The organism is Chitinophaga niastensis (genome assembly GCF_003014755.1).
In the GTDB taxonomy this organism is placed as follows: Bacteria; Bacteroidota; Bacteroidia; order Chitinophagales; family Chitinophagaceae; genus Chitinophaga; species Chitinophaga niastensis.
On record NZ_PYAW01000002.1, the window covers coordinates 961,141 to 982,697 of the forward strand.

Sequence of the window (21,557 nt, forward strand, 5' to 3'; positions counted from 1 at the left end):
AAATTATTATGAAAAGGATCATATATATAGTTATCAGCGCATTGTTATTAACAGGCGCTTCCTGCAAAAAGGATCTTGGCAAACTGCCGGAGAATGCAAAAGTAGATGGTAATACTATCCTGGATCAGCGTACAGCTGAGATTGCGCTAAATGGTGTTTATTATCGTTTTGCCAATGTAAGCACCAACAACAATAATACTACCAGCTGGTTTGAGCATGAAGTAGTACCCGGTATGTTTGCCGGTTATCTCGGATATGGCTACGGCCCTGATCCTGCAGAAGATAATGACTATGCCAATTCCGGTTACAGTGATATTTACTGGAGTTCTTCCTATGCGCTTATCAATGCTGCCAATGGCATCATTAAAGGTGTAACAGCATTGGAGGACAAACAATTTACCGGCAACCGTAAAAAAGAAATATTGAGCGAAGCACGCTTTATGCGGGCATATGCACATTTTAAATTATTAAGTTATTATGGAGAATGGTATGATCTCAGCAGCCCGCATGGCGCTTTATTACGCAACGAGTTTGTAACATTGGCAAATATTGCAAAGAAACGCAGTACAGTAAATGAGAGCTATGCATTTATCCTGCAAGACCTGGATGATGCTATTGCCAATGCAGCTGCAGACCGTCCTGATTATTATGCAACGAGGTGGACAGCGATGGCTTTAAAGATGCGGGTGATGATGAGTCATGGGCAACCTGCTGATTATACAACCGCTATTAATCTTGCTGATAGTATTATACTGAATAGCCATTATGCACTGGAACCTAAAGCACAGGATATTTTTTATACAAAAGGGCTGGGCAGCAAAGAAGTAATACTGGGCATTCAACCGCAGCAGAACCAGGAAACTTACTACTATAACCTCAGCAGTCAGTACTGGCCGGGTGCCTCTGCTTTGTATGTAGCCAAACAGGCCTTGAAAGATTTGCTGAAGAATGATCCCCGTGAAAGCTGGTTGACAGGAAGTGCCAATCCAAGTACAGACGGCACTTATTATTTCCTTAAATACATTGCTGAAGGCACCAAGGCAACGCCGCTTTCTGAAACTGCTTATGCCTTCCGCTTAACGGAAGTATACCTGTTGAAAGCAGAAGCCATTGTACGTTCCGGTGGCAGCCTGGCGGCCGCCCGCGATATCCTGAAAAATATTATGGGGCATGCAGGCGTGGCAGATTTTACCGCAGTGGATAATGCCGTTAGCCAGGACCAACTATTGAAACAGATCTATTTTGAAATTGCAAAGAACCTGGTAGGAGAAGACGGACAGGAATGGATGGCTTTACTACGTTTGCCTTTTGCCACCGTACAGCAACTACGCCCGTCTATCACCGATAAGATCCGGTACATATTACCTATTCCACATGCAGAGTTTGTAAGTAATCCTGCGATCGGTGATCAGAATACCGGCTATCAGAAATGAGTACACCTATTTTATTAAAACCATAAAACTTCATTCATGACGATCCACACAAAAACAATGATTGCAGCCCTGTTACTGACTGGTGGCTGTAAGCCGGCTAACAGCAACCAGGCTTCCATTACCGCAGACCTTTCCGGACTGAAAGACTCCGTTGTTTATGTTTCCATACCCGTAGCCGATTCCGCTAAAACGGATACGGTGAAAGTAAAGGATGGCAAATTCACCTGGAGCGGACAAATAACGGAACCGCAAAAAATATTTATCGGTACCTCTGCCCGGTACATAGAACTGTTCATGGAGAATGCAGCTGTGCAGATCAAAGGCAACATCGATTCTGTTGACCAGTTAAAGATCACCGGCTCTGCTATTCAGGATGCTTATAAAATATTCGAAACATCCATTGCAGATATCACCGGCAAAGAAAATGTATTGTATAACAGGTATGACGAAGTAAAAGGGAATGATACCGCAAAAGCCGCTCTGGAAGGACAACTGGAAACGCTGCGTGCACAAAGGCATGAACGTACCAAAGCATATATCCTGGCGCATCCGGAGAGCGCAATAAGTGTGAGTATGATTGCAGATATGGCTGTTATTGGTGAATATGCACCGCTGGACAGCCTTTACCGGCAACTGACACCTGCTGCACAGCAAACCGCTACCGGTCAGCGTTTGGCAAACAGGTTAGCCATATTGAAGAAAAGTGCTATCGGTCAGCCAATGATTGATTTTACGCAGGCGGATGTAAACGGTAAACCCGTGCGCTTATCCGACTACAAGGGAAAGTATGTGCTGCTGGACTTCTGGGCCAGTTGGTGCGGCCCTTGCCGCGCAGAAAATCCTAATGTACTGAAAGCCTACAACACATTTAAAGATAAAAACTTCACAGTAGTAGGCGTTTCCCTGGATGAGAAAGCCGATAAATGGAAAGAGGCCATTACACAGGATGGGATGCCCTGGATGCAGGTATCAGACCTCAAAGGCTTCCGTAATGAAGTGGCGCAGCAATACGGTATCCAGGCTATTCCCTGTTCTTTCCTGATGGACCCGCAAGGTATCATCATTGCAAAGGAATTAAGAGGAACAGCACTCCATACCAAACTGGCAGAAATACTGAAATAATCATCATTCATAAAAATTACAGCGATGAAGTATTGCATTTTCACATGTAGCATCTTCCTGCTCCACCTTAATTTGCAGGCACAGGAAACCAAACCATTCACCCTTACAGGACAGGTAGCGGGCCTGCAAAACGGGTATATCTACCTCAGCTACAGTGAGGGAGAAAATAAGTATCATACAGATAGTGTGTTGTCTAAAACCGGGCAGTTTAGCTTTCATGGACAATTATCGCAGCCGCTAACGGGAAGGCTTTATCTCAACTCAAAAGCTGCCATGTATGGGGAAGGTGACGTAGCCTCTTTTTTTATGGAGCCAGCCAACATGCAACTGAAAGTACAGAAAGGACATTTCAGTGAAGCAAAACTCACCGGCTCAAAAGTACAGCTGGAGCAGGAAGAACTGGAAGCGGAGCGGGCGCCTGTAATGAAAAAGCTGAAACCATTATCAAAGGCCTTTGATAAACTTAATAAGGAATATATAGCCGGGCATAGGGCAAAAAAAGGGGACGCTGCACTGGAGCCATTGAAAACAAAATTAGATAAGCTGAAGGAACAGATGGAGCCTTATTATGATGAAATGGAAAAGGCAGATAAAGTATTTATGGATAAACATCCCAACTCTTATGTTACAGCCGACCTGCTTCGTTACCGCGTTAGTAATATGCCTTTACAGGAAGGAGAAGGTTATTACGCCAGGATGTCGCCGGAGTTGCAGCAAAGCATGGACGGCAAAAACCTGAGGAAAGAGCTGGATGCTTTGCGTGCCGGCTCTCCCGGTAACCCTGCGTATGTTTTCAGTAAAACTGATATCAACGGGCAGCCGCTTAGTTTGTCTGATTTTAAAGGGAAATATGTCATCGTTGATTTCTGGGCAAGCTGGTGTGGTCCCTGCCGCAAAGGCAATCCGCATCTGAAAGAATTATATACCCGATACAAGAGTAAAGGTTTTGAAGTGATTGGTGTATCAGACGACGATAGCAATACAGCTGCCTGGAAAAAGGCCGTAGAACAGGATGGAATTGGTATCTGGAAACATGTGCTCAGAGGATTGGACTGGAATAAGAGAAAGACGGGCGTGGAGAATCCGGAAGATTTGAGTGATCATTTCGGTATTCATTCTTTGCCTACCAAAATACTCATTGATCCGCAGGGCATGATCATTGGGCGCTATGGCGGCGGTGGCGAAGATGATGACGCCATGAATAAAAAATTGCTGGAGATATTTGGTGCATAAGGTTATCTGCCAACTGAAAAATAAGGAAAGTTGCCGGCATACTGGCAACTTTCCTTATTTTGGACCATCCGATAAAAACCGTTATTTTGGCTTTTACGTTTGGCAATGCAATATGAGAGACGATAGTAGTAATTATTCCCTGTATGAAGATGATGATTTAGTAAAGGCATTTCAGCTAAATGCTGATATCCGCGCGTTTGAAGAGATCTATAAACGTTTCTGGTTCAAACTATATAATGCTGCGCTCAAAAGAACCACCTCCCGGCAGGAAGCAGAAGAATTAATACAAACTATTTTTGAAAGACTCTGGGCCAACAGGCAGAAAGCAGTGATTAATAACGTGGGGGCCTACCTGGCAGTTTCTCTGAGAAATATCTTAAATGACTTTCAACGGAGAAAAATTACGGCAGAGAAGTTCAGGCAATCGCTGCACACCCCGCCGGTGTCCAATAGTACAGAGGAGGATGTGAACCGGGACCTGTTGCTGAAAGCTATTGACAGCACCCTCAAAGAACTGCCGGAGAAAACCCGGACCGTTTTCCTCCTGAGCCGTTTTGAAAATAAGTCTGTCCGGGAAATAGCCGGCAACCTGGATCTGACCGAAAAGGCGGTTGAATACCATATCACCAAAGCCATTAAACTGCTCCGGCAGCGCCTCAAAGGCTACCTGCCTTTTTTCTTCTGAAAAAATTTTTCAAATCTTTTAGGGATTTCTTTCACTACTGCGTCAGTATAATCAGACAAACTGATTGCATGAGCCAATACGAATTTGACGATTTACTGGAAAAATACCTCGCAGGACTGTGTTCTCCACAGGAAGAAAAGGTAGTATTGGAATGGTACAAATCATTTATTAATGAAAGTGAGATAGCACTTTCTTCCGAAGAAAAGCAGGATATAGAAAGTAAAATATGGTCAAATGTATACGCTACTGTTAACAGGGAGCCGGTAACCACTGAAACGCCTGTCATACCATTACGGCCACGAAAGTTGTACCGCCTGGCTATTGCAGGGTGTGCCGCGCTGTTAGTAGCCGCTGGCTGGTATTGGGCCTCGCACCGGTCTGCCGTACAGCCACGGGTACTGTTTACACAGGAAGCTATTCCCAAAAATTATTCTTTTTTTTATAATGAAGAAAACAAGAACAGGGAGGTAACATTAAACGACGGATCTATCGTGCAGCTGCAGCCGGGCGGTGCGGTATATTATCCTGAAATGTTCAGCGGCAAAACGCGGGATGTTTATCTCTCCGGAAATGCATTTTTTCAGATCACACATGATAGTACCAAACATTTTATAGTTCATACAGAGGAAGGTATTGTAGCCGAAGTACTGGGCACCAGCTTTTACGTGATCCATGATAAAAAGACCAGCAAAGTAGAGGTATCGGTAGTAACGGGTAAAGTATCTGTATACGAACGGAAAAAGAAGAATGATTCAATCGCCGGTTTGCCAGCCAACAGCATCATTATCACTCCTAATCAGAAAGTAACTTTTAAGCCGGAGAACAACCAGTTTGTAACATCACTGGTGGATGATCCTAAACCGGTAATATCCGCCACTAACGGGGTGCCGCCGGCACGATTTATATTTGAGGAAACCTCCCTCGATGACGTATTAGCTACATTGGAAGGGACGTACGCCATTACGATAGAAACAGATAATCAACACTTCAGTAATTGCCACTTTACAGGAGATATAACAAAACAAAATCTATATGAGAAACTGGATATTATTTGTGAATCTATCCAGGCGTCTTACGAAGTAAAAGGAACAACTATTTATATCAAAGGGAAAGGATGTAATTAACCCGGCGATCGTAATAATATTGCCTATGTAAATACGAATGTTATAAAGAAAAGCTGGTAATGTAGGGCATTACCAGCTTTATGAAAATTAACCGTTTGCAGCGGTTAAGATGCCTCATGTCCGCAAACTATCATTAACGAACCAAAGCCACTCAAGTTATGAAAAAAAAGCGATTTGCTGTCGTAATCTACTACGTTATGAGAATAACTGCTATTCAAATTATTCTTGCTACTATTTTTTCACTGTCCACCTACGCAAACAAGGCCCGGTCCCAGTCTGTGCTGGAAAAGCCGATCAGTATTTCTGCGGATCAGACATCCGTACGAAAGCTGCTCAGCCAGATCAGGAACCAGATCGGCGTAAAGTTTACCTATAGTAGCGATATTGTTGATGTAAACAGGAAAGTATCCTGTAAGCTGGAATCAAAAAAGCTGAAAGAATTTTTTGATAATGTATTAAAGCCGTTGGGCATTGATTTTAAGGTGATAGATAATGAGCAGATACTGCTCTATCTTTCTCCGTCAGATCACCTGTCTGATAACGGAATTAATAACGTTACGGTCACCGGTAGGGTAATGAGTGATGGTAATGAACCTATGCCCGGCGTATCCGTAAGGATTAAGGGCAGCAATGTGGGTACCACCACAGACGTGGACGGAAAATTTACATTGACGGTACCAGACAAACATGCAGTGCTGGTGGTTTCTTTCATCGGATTTCAGCAACAGGAAATTGCCATCAACGACCAGGTATTTATTCCTATAAAACTCGTTACGGAAAACAGCAAACTGAATGAAGTAGTGGTAGTGGGTTACGGTACCCAACGTAAAAAAGATATTACCGGTGCGGTGTCTGTAGTAAGGGCAGATGCTTTTGACAGCAGGCCCATTGTGAGTGCTGCCGCAGGTTTACAGGGACAGGCAGCCGGTGTAAATGTATCTGCTCCTTCCGGCAAACCCGGATCAGGATTGAGTATCAGCATCCGCGGTAATACTTCCCTGAATGCTAAAAATGATCCGCTGTTTGTAGTGGACGGCGTAATAGTAGAAAACATCGACTTCCTGAATCCCAGTGATATTGAAAGTTTTTCTGTATTAAAAGATGCTTCCTCCGCCGCCATTTATGGCGCCAGCGGTGCGAATGGCGTGGTGCTGGTAACGACTAAAAAAGGGATCGCCGGAAAATCAAAGATATTTGTTAATACCTACACAGGCACGTCTTCTTTCGCAAAAAAAGTAGGTGTACTGAACACCACAGACTACAAGGTACTGATGACAGAAATGGGATATACCGATCCTAATAATAACAATACCGACTGGCAGAAAGAAACCTTTAAAACAGGCAGGGAACAAAACGTACAGGTAGGTGTGTCCGGCGGTACTGAAAGCGGCCATTATTATATCTCCGGTGGTTATCAGAAACAGAAAGGTGTAGTAGCACCTGCCGATTATGATCGTTATTCTGTACGTGCCAACCTGGATAATAAGGTAAAGAACTGGTTAACAGTAGGCGCTAACCTGGCATTTACAAGAGCTGTATTTGTAGATGTACCGGATAACATGGGTGTAGCAAAAGGCGGTACTATCTTATCTGCGTTAACATCTCCACCAACACTGGGCATCTATAATCCTGATGGTACCTACACCAATAATGTGAATCAGCAGAGCTGGCAAAACCCTATTGCATATGCGTTTGCGCCGGATCAAAAAAGTGTTGACAACCGCTTCCTGGGAAATGTAAATGCTGATTTTACCATCTTGCCGGAGCTGCATTTCCGCTCCAACCTGGGGGTGGAATCACAGGGCAACCGTTATGATTATTTCCTGGACCCTTATTCCACTGACTTTGGCAGATCGAAAAAAGGATATGGTAAATCACAATCCAAAGAACGTTTTGTATGGCTTTGGGAAAATACCCTCAACTACACCAAACAGATCGGCAAACATAATATCACGGCATTGATTGGTCATACGATGCAGGAATCTGATTATAACTACACCAACGATGTGGCCAGGGGATATAGTGATGGTGCAGTAGGTACACTCAATGCCTCCAGTATCAGGGAAACACAGGAAACCACCAAATCTCAGTGGTCCAAACGTTCTTACCTGAGCAGGGTAAATTATGGTTATGCAGATAAATATTTATTAACGGCCAATCTCCGTTATGATGGCTCTTCCCGGTTCCCTTCTAATTCAAGATATGGCTGGTTCCCCTCTGTTGCAGGTGCATGGCGGATCAGCAATGAAAGCTTTTTCAACCAAAATGTTTTTTCTGATTTAAAGCTGCGTGCAGGCTGGGGTAAAACAGGTAATGATGGTATCGGTGATTACGATTACTATGCTACTTTTTCTCCTAACGGAACAGGTGGATTTAATTTTAATAACTTACCGAAAGATCGTTTAACCTGGGAAACCACTACACAAACAAATATTGGTGTAGATGCCGCTTTGCTGAAAGGTCGTATCACCGTTACCGCAGATGCATATCTCAAGAAAACCAGTAACATGCTGGTATTTGTACAAACACCTCCTTCTTCCGGTTTCGGTGAGCAGCGATATAACGTGGGCAATATTGAAAACAAAGGAGTAGAATTAGGTATAACAGCATTGGCCATTGACAAGGAGTTGAAATGGAATATCAACGGCAACATTTCCTTTAATCGTAATGAAGTAACCAGTCTGGGTGCGTTTTCTAAAAACCTGAGCTATGGTGATGTATATGAAAGAGGTAAAGCAATCCGTGTAGAACCGGGCAAACCACTGGGTTCTTTCTATGGCTATAAATCTGAAGGGGTAGATCCTGCTACCGGTAATATTAAATATGCAGATCTGGATGGTAGCAAAACCCTTTCTGATGGCGACCGCACCTGGATTGGCAATGCACAGCCTGATTTTATTTATGGGTTAACAAACACTTTCAGCTACAAAAATTTTGAACTCAGCTTTTTTGTGCAGGGAGTTCATGGTAATGATATTTTTAATGCTTCCCGCATAGAACTGGAAGGATTGTATGATTCTAAAAACCAAAGTACGGCAGTGTTAAGACGCTGGAAAAATGCGGGAGATGTAACAGATATTCCCAAAGCCACCAAAGGTAATACCGACAACAGCCTGGTGTCCTCGCGCTTTGTAGAGAACGGTGCCTATGTAAGAATGAAATCCGCCACTTTAAGTTATAAATTCACCGGCGCTATTGTAAAAAAAGCAGGCTTCAGCCGTCTTAATTTATATGTAACCGGACAAAACCTTTTCACGATCACCAAATACAGTGGTATTGACCCGGAAGTAAGCCAGAATAGCCCGAACGGACCGGGAATGGGTATTGATTACGGTACTTATCCACAAGCCCGTGCTTTTATTTTTGGTTTGAATGCTGAGTTTTGATTTTTACAATAAAATATTCCATTTATGAAACAATTTACTGTCTATATAACAACCGGATTAATCAGCATGGCCTTGTTTGCCTCCTGTACAAAGGATTTCCTGGATAAAAAACCTGTTTCGGATGCATTGCCTGAAAAAATGAAATCTGCGGAAGCCCTGTTACAGGGCGCTTACGACAACCTGTACGATGAATATTATACTTCCGATTTTGTGGTGAACGGTGATGTGATGTCAGATAATTGTTATGCGGGAGGAGATAATGCAGCGAATTTTTCTATAGATAAATATACCGTTAATTCTGCCAACGGGAATTTAAAAAGAGATTGGAATTATCTGTATACAGATATCAAAAACTGTAATCTTGTACTCAGTTTTGTGCCCACTATGAAGGACCCTAAACTGACAGATGAACGCATGCAGCAAATATTGGGAGAGGCTTCCTTTCTACGTGCCTGGCATTATTTTAACCTGATCAGAACATGGAAAGAAGTGCCTGTTGTAATGAGCCTGCCTACTGATGTAACCGGTATGTTTTCTTCAAAAAAATCAGCCGGTGAAGTATATGCATTCATCATAAAAGATCTGGAATTTGCTTTGTCACGTGTACGTGCTACCGTTCCAGATAAAGGCCAGGTATCAAAAGGATGTGTAAATGCGTTACTGGCCAAAGTGTATGCACAGCAGCCAACTCCTGATTGGAATAAGGTAGTTACCTATTGCGATGCCGTTACTGCATTGGGTTACGACCTGGTACCCGATTTCGCCAGCCTGTTCCAGGTATCCGGTAAAAATAGTATTGAATCCATCTGGGAAACACAAAACGATGGTGTTATACATCAGAACTGGCTAACGGGCATGACTACACCGTGGATGTGGGGCAACTGGAAAAAATTCCATATCCCTGCCCATGCTTTGGTAAACGCCTGGGATGCAGAAGGTGACGCGATCAGAAAAAATGCCAGCATACAATATGTTACTACTCCCTGGACAGACGACTACTGGCCACAACCAGTACCGGTTATCAACAAGTATCCAGATGGAGATGGTAAAAGCGATACCTATCGTTTACGTTATGCAGATATCCTGTTGCTGAAAGCAGAAGCATTAACAGCATTAAATAAACTGGATAATAGTGTCAACGGCGCACAGTACTATATTAATAAAATCAGGAATCGTGCTAAATTAGGTAATACACCTGCTAACACACAAGCTGCACTACAACTGGCTGTTGAAAAAGAAAGACAGCTGGAACTGGCATTTGAAGGCCATCGCATGTATGACCTGATCCGCACTAACCGTGCAGTAGCCGTGATGAATGCGGTAAAGGATGGTAATGGCAATTTGCTGAATTATAATGTAACAGCCGATAAACTCTATTTCCCGATATCACAGGATGAAATAGATAATAACCCGAATATTAATAAGTGACCTGAAATTAACACCTCCTCCTGTCTGACAAGGAGGGGGGAGGTGTTTAAATAACCACACATGAAAACAACGCTCGCTATCATCATACTTTTTGGGAATATTATTTTTTCATGTAGCAGTTGCTCCGGCGGTAAAGTAGCCAGCCAACCAGCGCCTGCTGACACTTCGCGTCAAACCACCATCAAGGCAGACTACTGGCTCACAAAAGGTGATCAGCAAAGTTTACTGCAACAACAAACAGGTAGCCTGTTGTTTGGCAATACCAACAATAACGGTTATGCTACGATTGAAGTAGACAGTACACAGGCCTTCCAGGAAATAGATGGATTTGGTTACACCCTCACCGGCGGTAGCGCGCAGCTGCTGAATGCCATGAATGGAGCAGATAAAAAGCAGTTGTTGCAGGAGCTGTTTGGGAATGGCAGCAACGGCATCGGTATCAGCTATCTGCGGATCAGTATCGGCGCATCAGATTTAAACGCGACCACGTTTTCTTATGATGATATTCCTGCAGGACAAACAGATCTGCCTTTAGCGCATTTTTCGTTGGATGCAGACCAGGCCGGCGGAACAGGATTAATTCCTTTGTTAAAAGAAATCGGATTGATTAATCCGCAGATAAAAATTTTAGCTACGCCCTGGAGTGCGCCAGTATGGATGAAAGACAACGGAAGCTTTAAAGGGGGCAGTTTACAAAAACAATACTATGATGTATATGCCCAATATTTTGTAAAATATATTCAGCAGATGAAGGCAGCTGGTATTACCATTGATGCCATTACGCCGCAAAATGAACCATTGAATCCTGATAATAATCCCAGCCTGAAAATGGCGGCAGAAGACCAGCGCGACTTCATCAAAAATAACCTGGGACCCGCTTTTACTGCAGCAGGATTATCTACCAAAGTTATTACCTATGATCATAACTGCGACCATCCTGATTATCCACAGACGATTCTCGCCGATGCCGCTGCCGCAAAATTTGTAGATGGCAGCGCTTTTCATTTATATGCAGGAGATATCAGTGCTTTGTCTGCCGTACATAATGCGGCACCTGGTAAAGCTGTTTACTTCACGGAACAATGGACTAGCTCAAAAGGCGGATTTGAAGGCGACCTAAGATGGCATACTAAGAATGTGATCATCGGTGCCATGCGCAACTGGAGCCGGGTAGCGCTGGAATGGAATCTGGCAAATGATCCTAATTATGGTCCGCATACACCGGGTGGTTGTACGGAATGCAAAGGCGCTTTAACTATTAGTGGCTCCACAGTGACCCGTAATGTGGCCTATTATATCATTGCACAGGCATCTAAATTTGTACCGGCCGGTTCAGTGAGGATCAGCAGCAGCAATAGTGGCAACTTAGCCGGCGTGGCCTTTAAAAGGCCCGATGGAAAGAAAGTATTGATTGTATTGAATGATGATAATGCCGCCGTTTCCTTTAATCTGAAGTACCAGGGTAATTGGACAACGCCGGTATTACCTGCAGGGAGTGTGGGCACATTTGTTTGGTAAGGAGCGCCGCTTATCATTAATGATTAAAAGTTAACAGTGTGGGTTAGTTCCCTGCACAAAATCGTTTAGTTTTACGGCTTGCTAAACAATCATTCAATGAAGATCAGTCATTTACTGCTATTACTGTTATTATTCCCTTTTACCAATAGAACAAACGCACAGGCTAAAGACAGCCAAAAAATTTTACAAATAGTATATACCTCTGATCAACATTATGGCATTACCCGGAAAAATTTTCAGGGAGCAGAAAATGTAAACAGCCGTATAGTAAACAAGGTCCTGGTAGCTAAAATAAACTCCCTGCCCGGACTTAGTTTGCCGCAGGATAACGGCGTTGGCGCCGGAAAGAAGATTGGTTATATTGACTACCTTGCCCAAACCGGCGACATTGCCAACAGGCAGGAGGTACCCCTGCAAAGCGCCACTGTATCATGGCATGAGTTTGCGCATGATTATTTGAAGGGGCTGACCACTAAAGATCATCGTAACAAGAAAACAAGGTTTTTAATTGTTCCGGGTAACCACGATGTTTCCAATGCTATTGGTCACTATAAATCTTTACAGCCATTAACTGATGCTACTGCTATGGTGAGCATTTATAACCTGATGATGCATCCTGCGGTGCCTAAAACCAATGCTACTTTTAATTATGCTACCGACAAGGTGAACTATTCCAGGGATATTTCGGGTATTCATTTTATGTTCATCACTATATGGCCTGATTCTCTTACGCGGATATGGATGGAACGTGACTTGCAGCAGGTAAGTACAGCAACACCGGTGATCATTTTTGCACATGATCCGCCGGATGGTGATCCGAAGCATTTCATGAACCCTGTTGCACCTTATACCATCAATGCAAAAGATAAGTTTGAGAATTTACTGACAGAAAAATTTAAAGATTCAGTTACCGTTAAGAAAGATTTAAACGATAAGATAGAACAAAGGGGTTTTGTTGCATTTATTAAAAAGCATCCGAATATTAAAGCCTATTTCCACGGACATAGTAATGCCAACGAATATTATTATTACAAAGGCCCGGATAATGACATCAATCTGCCTGCGTTCCGTGTTGATTCTCCGATGAAAGGAAAATCCTCTTCCACTGATGAAACGAAACTTTCTTTTCAGTTTATTGCCATAGATACCCGTTCTAAAACAATGACAGTGCGTGAATGCCTTTGGGATACCGCTCCCGATGCTCCTGCGTCGCCGCTGGTGTGGGGTGAAAGCAGCACTATATCTCTTAAATAATAATATCGGTAAAAAAAGTGCCTGTAGTCCGTATGATGACAGGCACTTTTTTTATTAGTTTATTTCCGCCGGATCAGCAGGACTATTCGCGTTTCTGTTTGCTTTTACAGCCAGCTTAATTGTAACCGGGTATTTATTGGACAACTGAAATAAGGCATTGATAACAGGAGCCGGAGCAGCGTTGTTAGCAGCCGGGCTATTGCTGTTAATATCTGCTCCCAAACGATTACCATCATTGCCGGTTGTTTGGTAGGAGTTGGGAATATATTTTATATAATTGGCGCCGTTCACCAGCCATGGTGAAATAAAAATATGATCATACCAGGACTTTGCACCACCACTTGTACCACAGGTATTAGGGATGCTGGCCGACATTCTTGTTGACGTAGTAAGATAAGATGGAAATAAAGCGGGGTTTACATCCCAGTTGGCCGGGTAGTGTACATTGCCATCCGGGTAAAACGGCGGATCACTCATCATGGTGGCACTGTCTTTTGAGGAGATGATAGCCTGGTATCCATCTTCAAAACTATTCCTGGTATTAAAATCGCCCATATTAATTAAGTTGGGCAGGTAGCGGAATTTATTCCTCAATGCCTGCATCTCCATTGTTACCTGCTGATCGCGGGTAGTACTGGAAGAACCCGATTGTGTATGATTCACTACCACATATAAAAATGTAGTATCGTGTGTGATGGATAAGTTTACATCATTGTAATACAGTTTGTATAAGTCGAAATCAGTAATGGCAGCCACTAATGTTTTGGTATACACATAGGTTAGCTTTTGTTTATTGTAAAATAAAACAGACATATTACCTGCAAATACCGTGTTGGTGGGCATTGCGTACGCATACTGATCAGGAAAAACAATATTCAGTACATGATTGGTTATTTCATCTGCCAGGTTGCCCGCTGCTCCTGGTGCAGGCGCAAACGAATTCATTTTTTCGCAGCTGAGTAAATCCGGTTGGGTGTATTGAATGATGGTTTTAAAGTATGCATTTAATGTACTGATATTACCCTGACAGCCGTCTCCATAGTTCAGCACATTGTAAGCCATTACTTTTAAAGTATCTGTTTTATTAACCGTATTAGCCAAAGGCATTGTGTCTTTAGCTACTGGTGTAGTGGTTATTACATCCTTAGCGCCTTTAGTGCAGGAGGCCACTGCAAAAGCATAACCGATAAGGAAAAGCGAATAATGTAGTTTCATTACACGGATGGTATTGTATGGTAAATAAAAATGGGAAGCTATTGAGGCTTCCCATTTTTTATTGCGAAAGAATATATTGATTAGTGCTGGTTGCCTGATCCGTTGCTTTGGAAACATCCGAGATCCACACTAGGAGGGGTTATTTCTGAAGCGCCGTAAACAGCATCCACCGGTACCACTACAAATGGCCGTATTCCAGTATACCCCTTGCCCACTAATGGAGAACCCGGTTGTATATGGAAATTGTAATTTCCTATGGAAGTAAGTCCCCATGGTGAATAAGGGCTTGGCAAAGGATAATTGACAAATAACGGATTCAGTTTTTGCACAACAGGTGTACCATCATACTGTGGATTTGTGTAGTTGAAGTTGGCCGGTAAATAAGTAGATGGCTTAGGAAGGTCTGTAGGCTGAGGCTTGGTGCATACCGTACCACTTGTAAAGAAGTTGTTGGCAATCACTAAAGAATCGGCGTATTGGTAGTTATTACCGTAAGTAAGGTTAGCAGTATCAGCGGCCGGGTTATTTACCACACGGAAGCCTACCCTGCAATTTACTGCTACGTTATTGTAGAATGCGCCTCTTGCACCTTCTTCAAAATTTACGGTAGAACCTCTTTGGCCGGGTACTACGCCTCTTCCGCCATTTACAAAAGTGCTGTTGTACATCACTACATTTGTTTGTGGTGCACCGATGCCCTGTCCTTTATTAGACGCTTTCTGTCCGTTATAAGCAGTGCCGATAAAAAAGTTGTAAGCCATAGTGCCTGTGGTGCCTCCTTTTACATTCACAATATCTCCACCGGAACCTCCGTTTTTCTCAAAAGTATTTCTGAAGATATGTATTTTACCACTGGATATTCTGATAGCGTCATCTGTACCGCCCCACAGCCAGGAATCTTCCATAATAAAGTAGCCATTGGGATTTTGGAAAACCAGGTTGAAAGAAGTACCTGGTTTTTGCTGCACAGCAGGTCCAAAAGATTTACCATAACTGTTTCCTGCAAAATCAATATGTGTCCATTTTAACACCAGCATAGGGCAGGAAGTGTCGCAGGCAATACCTTTCCATAAGCGGTTGCTGCTGTGTGCAGAATCTGCTGCATAAGCAAGACCGGGTGTGTTGTCTTTTACCAGTCCCGGAACAGTCATTGTAACAGGCTGGGATTTGGTACCTAAGCTTACCAGTATACCACGTACTGCAATACCTGCGCCATTGGTTACATTAATGGTTACACCCTGTTGTATCAACAATGTATCTCCTTTGTTTACGTATACATCACAACCAATTGTATACGTTTTTCCTGCCAGCATTACGCCTTTAATAGAGCCACATAAAGGAGTAGCATCACTTACCGGTTGCCCTGCTGCAGGCGTGTATTTATAAATATCTGTCTTATCCTCCGCCCATTTTTTGCATCCTGTAATCAGTATGAGTGCGGAAAGTATGGTAATCGCGGGAATTAGTATTTTTCTCATTATTGCTATTATTTTGATGTGTTATGAGTTGAATGAATTAAAATTTATATTTAATTCCTCCTAAGAAACTGAGATAAACAACTTCTTTTTGCATAGTGATGATATTGCTACCAGCCACCTGGTTAGGCAATCCTTGTGTAATAAAGTTGTCTAACACGCCAGGATCAACTTTTATATACAGTTTGTTAGCTGAGTTAGTGAGATTATTGATTTTGGTAAAGAAGTAAAAGTGTTTGGACAAACTCTTCTCTAACGAAAAGTCTAATTGGGTATATGGTTTTTGCCAGATATCTAAATTATTCCATGCTGATACCTGTGTTATCCTGTCGCCGGTGTAAGAAAAGGCTATCTGAATGTCTAACCCGATCTTTGGATTTTTGTATAATAAGGAAACGTTACCCACGTGGTTAGCCTGACCTTGTAATGGTCTGGTTTGTGTAGTGCTTCCTGTTTGTGTTTGTGCTAAAGCTTTGTCGTAATATTTCGTGAATTTAGGCGTAGTCACCTCAGAGTGTGTATAAGTATAGTTAGCTGAAATGCCGAACTTACCTATGTATTTGGTGTATACCGCTTCAAAACCAAAATTAGTAGCCTTATTGGTATTTTGTGCCTCTATGACAAGCGCACTGGGACCACCCTGGTTAATTACAAAGTATTCAATCGGATTTTGCAGTTGTTTGTAAAAACCACCTAACAATAACTGACCTGCTCCACCCGGGAACAGTTCATAACGAACGTCTATATTATCGGCGCGAACGTGTTTCAAATCAGGGTTTCCCTGTTCAGTAAATTGTTCACCCCGAATAGGAGCAGGGATAAGGTCACCAAATCCTGGTCTGCTGATTGATTTAAAATAGGACAAGCGAAGATTTTCTTTGCTGCTCAGCAGGTATTTGAAGTGTACGCTGGGCAATACATCTGTATAATGAATGGTGCCGTTCTTTTGACTAAAATCGAAACCCATTACAGTGGTATAGTCTTGCTGCGTATTTTCTATCCTTACACCGCCTAGTACCTGTAATGCAGGCAGCAGCATAAATCTGGCCTGTACATAACCAGCGGTAATGTGTTCGTGTGCGGTATAGTTATTGGGCACTAATGCAGTAACATTACCAGTGCCATTCTGTGTTGGGTTAAAGGCAAGCGATAATGTATCGATGGTATGAAATGCCTGGCTGGTGCCATAAGATGGCTTCAATGTATAATCGTTGTAGTAATTATCCCTTGTTTTATAACGATACAATCCACCGCCCTGCAGCTCTACTTCCTGGTGGAAAATACGGGGCTTATACATGATGTTGGCATAACCTGCAAGATCCTGGTCGGAGTTATGTTGCCATGTATGCCCTACACTGGTTCCATAAGTAGAAGAATCTGTTTTTGTTGCTTTCCCATTGCCATCAAAAAGCACATTGCCGTTAAAATTATAAATGGACATATCCGGTACATTGCTCTTGGCAATAGAATATACCCCGCTCCAATCAAACGTTACTTTATTGCTTAACTGATGTTCTCCATGCAAGGTAGCGTTGTAGATGTCCTGTATTTGCCATCTGCTCCTGTATTCTATGTCAACTGATTTTTGAACAGCAGAGGAGTTGGTACCAAAAGTAGTATCGTTGGTATATCTTGTTTGATACTCATTCTGATGTACATAAAAATTGTATAGGGATATTTTATTACGATCGTTAAATGCGTAATCAATTTTGTTGTGCAGGGCTATCCTGTTGGTTTGGGTAGAATATCTTCTGTCTAAAACATCTGTAATCATTAGTGTAGTAGGAACAGGGTGTATATCAGTATTTGCACTTGGGGTGATCATGGTAGAATTGGAACCTCTGAAAAAATTCTGATAACTGGCCGAAATAATTACGCCTAATTTTTTATTAAGAAAACGATCGCCGATAGTTAAACCGACAGTAGTATTAACAGGAGCGGATTTATCAGAATAATGAAAATGATTCAGCGAAAAATCTGCTGCTGTAGCCTGATAATTATTCCCTTTCAATTCGGCAGGAGATGCGTTCTTCATTCCTGCATGATCGAAAGAACTAAACGGTCTGTCAGAAAATAAAGTAGAATAACCACCTGCAACATTTGCATTTAATAAAAACTTATCCGGAGCGCTTTTCATTACCAGGTTCATGGTACCACCAATCGCATCACCTTCCATGTTAGGGGTTAAAGCTTTAATTACTTCCAATCTTTCCAGCATATCAGAAGGGAACAGGTCCATGGGAACAAAACGATATTTATCATCAGGACTGGGTATTTTAACGCCATTCACCAATGTACTGTTATATCGCTGTGCCATACCGCGAATAATTGCGTAACGGCCTTCACCACTGTTGTCGCGTTGGATGGTTACACCGCTGATACGTTGTAATGCGTTTGCCACCGTAACATCCGGCAATAGCTGTATGGTTTTTTCAGATAAGATATTTTGTACCATATCTGCATTCTTTTCTATGCTTCTTACATAACTGTCGCTTTGTTTATTACCGCCGCTTATGTTTACAGCTACCAGTTCTGTGACATCATTCTTTAATTCAATGTTACCTAACGTTTGAATATCTTTCAGATCTTTTACCGTTACTTTAAATTCTTCGGATACTTTGTATCCCATCGACTTGATCTTTATTCCATAGTTACCCTCCGGTAAATTTTTGAAAATGAAGCTGCCATCCAGATTAACAACAGTCTTATATTTCGCATTCCCGTTTTCTGCTTCAACTACAGCACCAACCAATGGTTCATGTGTTTTTGAATCAGAGACTTTTCCTTTTATAATACCGGCTGAGGCAGAGAGAGAAAAACAAATACCAACTAGTAGTGAAAGTAGTTTGTAGATAGAGGACATAACAATTTTGGTTTAATGGCTGCAAAGCTCTTTAAAAAAGGAGAGGGTGTTTAGTGCTGTATGTTCAATTAACTATTTGATAATAGTCAATTAACTATTTGATAATATGTAGTTAATGTTTTAATCTGATTTTAATGCGCTACGTAATGTAAATATGCTATTACCGTTAACAATGGCTGTTTTATGGCCCGTTCGGAATTGAACATTATTTGTATCAAAAATGAACAAATGTTATAATATGTTAATGTAATAAATGTTGATGCTGAAAAGTGTAAATACTGGCATTTACTTGGTGTTTTATAGCCGGCATTGTGAAACCCGGATCCATTTAATATTTTCAGCCTTTAAATTAACAGCTACAAATGTTCAGAAACTATCTCAAAATTGCGTGGCGTAATCTCTGGAGAAACAAGGTGTTTTCATTTATCAACGTAATGGGCCTGACAGTTGGCCTGACGGCCTGTTTCTTTATCTTTTTATATGTGCATTTTGAGTTGAGCTACGATTCCTTTCATACCAAAGGAGATCGTATTTATCGTTTAGCCTGTGACGTTAAGACACCCAGTGAAATAATTAAAGGCGGCAGCACGCCCTGGCCATTTGCCCCGAACCTGCAACATGATTTTCCCGAAGTGGAAGCTTTTACCAGGTTTAGCTTTGCCAACCTGCTGGTGAAAAAAGACAATGTTAGTTTTCAGGAAGAAAACACATTGTTTGCTGATTCTTCCTTGTTCAGGGTTTTTGATTTTAAGTTGGTAAAAGGTAATCCGCAAACGGCGCTGAAAGAGAAATGCAGTATTGTATTTAGCCGAACTGCAGCTAAGAAATATTTTGGAGATAAAGATCCCATCGGACAAACACTGCTACTCACAGGCGACTTGCTGCCCTGCACCGTAACAGGTATAATGGAAGATATGCCGGGTAACTCGCAGATAAAGGCGGATATGCTGGTGTCAATGTCTACCAACACAGAACGTTTTAATCCTGGTATAGATCAGCAGTGGGGCAATTTTGGCGCTATTACTTTTTTGCTGTTAAAGCCGCATACCAATATAGCCGCATTGGAGGCAAAGTTCCCTGACTTCATTGAGCGGCATAATGGTAAAGAGCGAAAGGCGGCACAAATGTTTTATACATTATTGCTGGAACCTTTGAAAGAAGTATACCTGCATTCTACACGGGATGGCTTTGAAAGCGGTAGCATCACTAATGTATATATCTTTTCTGTTATTGCCATATTCATTCTCTTTATTGCCTGTATTAATTTTATTAATCTTACTACTGCCAGGTCAGTAGAACGGGCCAAAGAAATAGGCATCCGCAAAGTAGTGGGTGCTACCAAAATGGAATTGATCAGGCAGTTTATTGGTGAATGTGTGTTGCTGTGTTTGATCGCCTTTGCATTAACCATCATATTGTTTGCGGCGTTGTTACCGATGTTTAACCTGCTGGCAGGTAAAACTATCAGTACTGGTATTTTTGAAAATCCCTGGTACATTGTTACGCTGCTGGTGGCGGCCATCGGCATCGGTTTGCTCGCGGGCTTCTACCCGGCATTGGTGCTGTCATCCTTTAAGCCGGTCACTGTATTAAAAGGACGATTTGCTACCGGTACCAAAGGAATTATATTGAGAAAGGGGCTGGTAGTAACACAGTTTGCTATTTCTATAGCCCTGATCATCGGTACTTTGGTGGTATACCTGCAGATGAATTATATGCACAGTAAAGACCTGGGCTTTAATAAAGCGCAGATGCTGGTGATAGACACACATGGAGATAATGCCAAAGAAGCCTTTAAACAGGCCATTAGTGGTCTTCCCAGGGTACAATTGGTGGCCACCTCCTCCAGCGTTCCGGGAGCAGCTAATTTCGGCGCTTATTCAGAAATAGAAAATAAACAGGGGGACATGCAGGTAGCTAACCTCGATCTTTATTCCATAGACTACGACTATCTTAAACAGTACCAGATAAAAGTAGTCGCCGGCCGTGCATTTTCCAGAGATTTTGGAACAGATACTGCGGAGGCAATGATCATGAATGAAGCGGCTGTAAAATTATTTGGCTATGCTTCTTCCGATGAAGCTATTGGTAAACATTTCCGGCAATGGGGCAGAGACGGGAAAATTATAGGCGTAATAAAAAACTTCCATTTCCGGTCCCTGCAGGAAGATATCAAACCGCTCACTATGCGTATCAAACCAAATGAATGTGATATGATATCTGTGAACGTAGCATCCGGTAATTTATCCGGTACTATTGCAGCAATAGAAGGTAAGTGGAAAGCGCTGCTTCCCAACCGGCCATTTAACTACTATTTCCTGGATGAATTTTTTGACAGGCAGTATCGTACAGAGGAAAGATTCGGTAAACTGTTTTTCAATTTTGCAGTACTTGCTATTTTTATTTCCTGTTTGGGTTTACTGGGATTAGCCTCCTACAGCGCATTGCAGCGCACCCGGGAAATAGGTATCCGCAAAGTAATGGGCGCTTCGGTAAGGGATATTGTAAATCTCTTATCAAAAGAGTTCTTAAAACTGGTATTTATCTCTTTTCTGATTGCCACACCAGTCGCATGGTATTTTATGCATCAATGGTTGCAGATATTTGCCTACAGGATAAGTATTACGTGGTGGGTATTTGCGGCAGCAGGCATTATTGCCTTACTGATTGCAATTGGTACCATCAGCTTTCAGGCAATTAAAGCAGCATTGGCAGATCCGGTGAAAAGTATGCGGGTGGAATAGTGTTAAATATAACAATAGGTTAATGTCAATATAACCCGCGTTTAAAAAGCTACTGATAGCTTTACAACAAATTTAAA

General features: G+C 42.2%; 13 protein-coding genes. 10 read left to right on the forward strand and 3 right to left on the reverse strand.

The genetic code is table 11. From position 1 onward, the window contains the following. The first annotated feature begins 8 nt into the window (after window positions 1–8). From CLV51_RS12535 to CLV51_RS12575, 9 genes are all read left to right on the forward strand, one after another. Entirely contained in the window at window positions 9–1,433 is a 1,425-nt protein-coding gene (locus tag CLV51_RS12535) for a RagB/SusD family nutrient uptake outer membrane protein (protein ID WP_106528369.1), read from the forward strand. Between the two features lie 36 nt (window positions 1,434–1,469). Then, on the forward strand, window positions 1,470–2,555 hold the full coding sequence (locus CLV51_RS12540; protein ID WP_106528370.1) for a TlpA disulfide reductase family protein: 1,086 nt from the start codon (window positions 1,470–1,472) through the stop codon (window positions 2,553–2,555). A gap of 24 nt (window positions 2,556–2,579) precedes the next feature. Then, window positions 2,580–3,788, forward strand: a complete 1,209-nt coding sequence (locus CLV51_RS12545; RefSeq protein ID WP_106528371.1) for a TlpA disulfide reductase family protein — start codon at window positions 2,580–2,582, stop codon at window positions 3,786–3,788. Between the two features lie 112 nt (window positions 3,789–3,900). Further along, window positions 3,901–4,473: an RNA polymerase sigma factor gene (locus tag CLV51_RS12550; protein WP_146151275.1), complete on the forward strand. Its 573-nt coding sequence runs from the start codon at window positions 3,901–3,903 to the stop codon at window positions 4,471–4,473. 68 nt (window positions 4,474–4,541) lie between these two features. Then, the gene (locus CLV51_RS12555; RefSeq protein ID WP_106528373.1) at window positions 4,542–5,597 is read left to right on the forward strand and encodes a FecR family protein; all 1,056 of its coding nucleotides are present in this window, start codon (window positions 4,542–4,544) and stop codon (window positions 5,595–5,597) included. Between the two features lie 197 nt (window positions 5,598–5,794). Next, a complete protein-coding gene (locus CLV51_RS12560; RefSeq protein ID WP_158266987.1) occupies window positions 5,795–8,983 on the forward strand; it encodes a SusC/RagA family TonB-linked outer membrane protein in 3,189 nt (1,062 codons plus the stop codon). A 24-nt stretch (window positions 8,984–9,007) separates the two neighbouring features. Beyond that, a complete protein-coding gene (locus CLV51_RS12565) occupies window positions 9,008–10,411 on the forward strand; it encodes a RagB/SusD family nutrient uptake outer membrane protein (protein WP_106528375.1) in 1,404 nt (467 codons plus the stop codon). A 60-nt stretch (window positions 10,412–10,471) separates the two neighbouring features. Next, entirely contained in the window at window positions 10,472–11,929 is a 1,458-nt protein-coding gene (locus CLV51_RS12570) for a glycoside hydrolase family 30 protein (protein WP_106528376.1), read from the forward strand. 96 nt (window positions 11,930–12,025) lie between these two features. Continuing rightward, a complete protein-coding gene (locus tag CLV51_RS12575) occupies window positions 12,026–13,183 on the forward strand; it encodes a metallophosphoesterase family protein (protein WP_106528377.1) in 1,158 nt (385 codons plus the stop codon). A gap of 54 nt (window positions 13,184–13,237) precedes the next feature. On the opposite strand, the gene CLV51_RS12580 is transcribed toward CLV51_RS12575, so the two are convergent. The 3 genes from CLV51_RS12580 to CLV51_RS12590 all read right to left on the reverse strand — a co-directional run bounded on the left by CLV51_RS12580 (window position 13,238) and on the right by CLV51_RS12590 (window position 18,736). After that, window positions 13,238–14,398 (reverse strand): exonuclease/endonuclease/phosphatase family protein, encoded by a 1,161-nt coding sequence (locus CLV51_RS12580; RefSeq protein WP_106528378.1) that lies wholly within the window; start codon window positions 14,396–14,398, stop codon window positions 13,238–13,240. Window positions 14,399–14,478: 80 nt separating this feature from the next. Next, window positions 14,479–15,876 (reverse strand): hypothetical protein, encoded by a 1,398-nt coding sequence (locus CLV51_RS12585; protein WP_106528379.1) that lies wholly within the window; start codon window positions 15,874–15,876, stop codon window positions 14,479–14,481. A 37-nt stretch (window positions 15,877–15,913) separates the two neighbouring features. Continuing rightward, on the reverse strand, window positions 15,914–18,736 hold the full coding sequence (locus tag CLV51_RS12590; RefSeq protein WP_106528380.1) for a TonB-dependent receptor: 2,823 nt from the start codon (window positions 18,734–18,736) through the stop codon (window positions 15,914–15,916). 362 nt (window positions 18,737–19,098) lie between these two features. Between CLV51_RS12590 and CLV51_RS12595 the strand changes: the two genes are divergently transcribed. After that, window positions 19,099–21,480 (forward strand): ABC transporter permease, encoded by a 2,382-nt coding sequence (locus CLV51_RS12595; protein WP_106528381.1) that lies wholly within the window; start codon window positions 19,099–19,101, stop codon window positions 21,478–21,480. The last annotated feature ends 77 nt before the right edge of the window (window positions 21,481–21,557 follow it).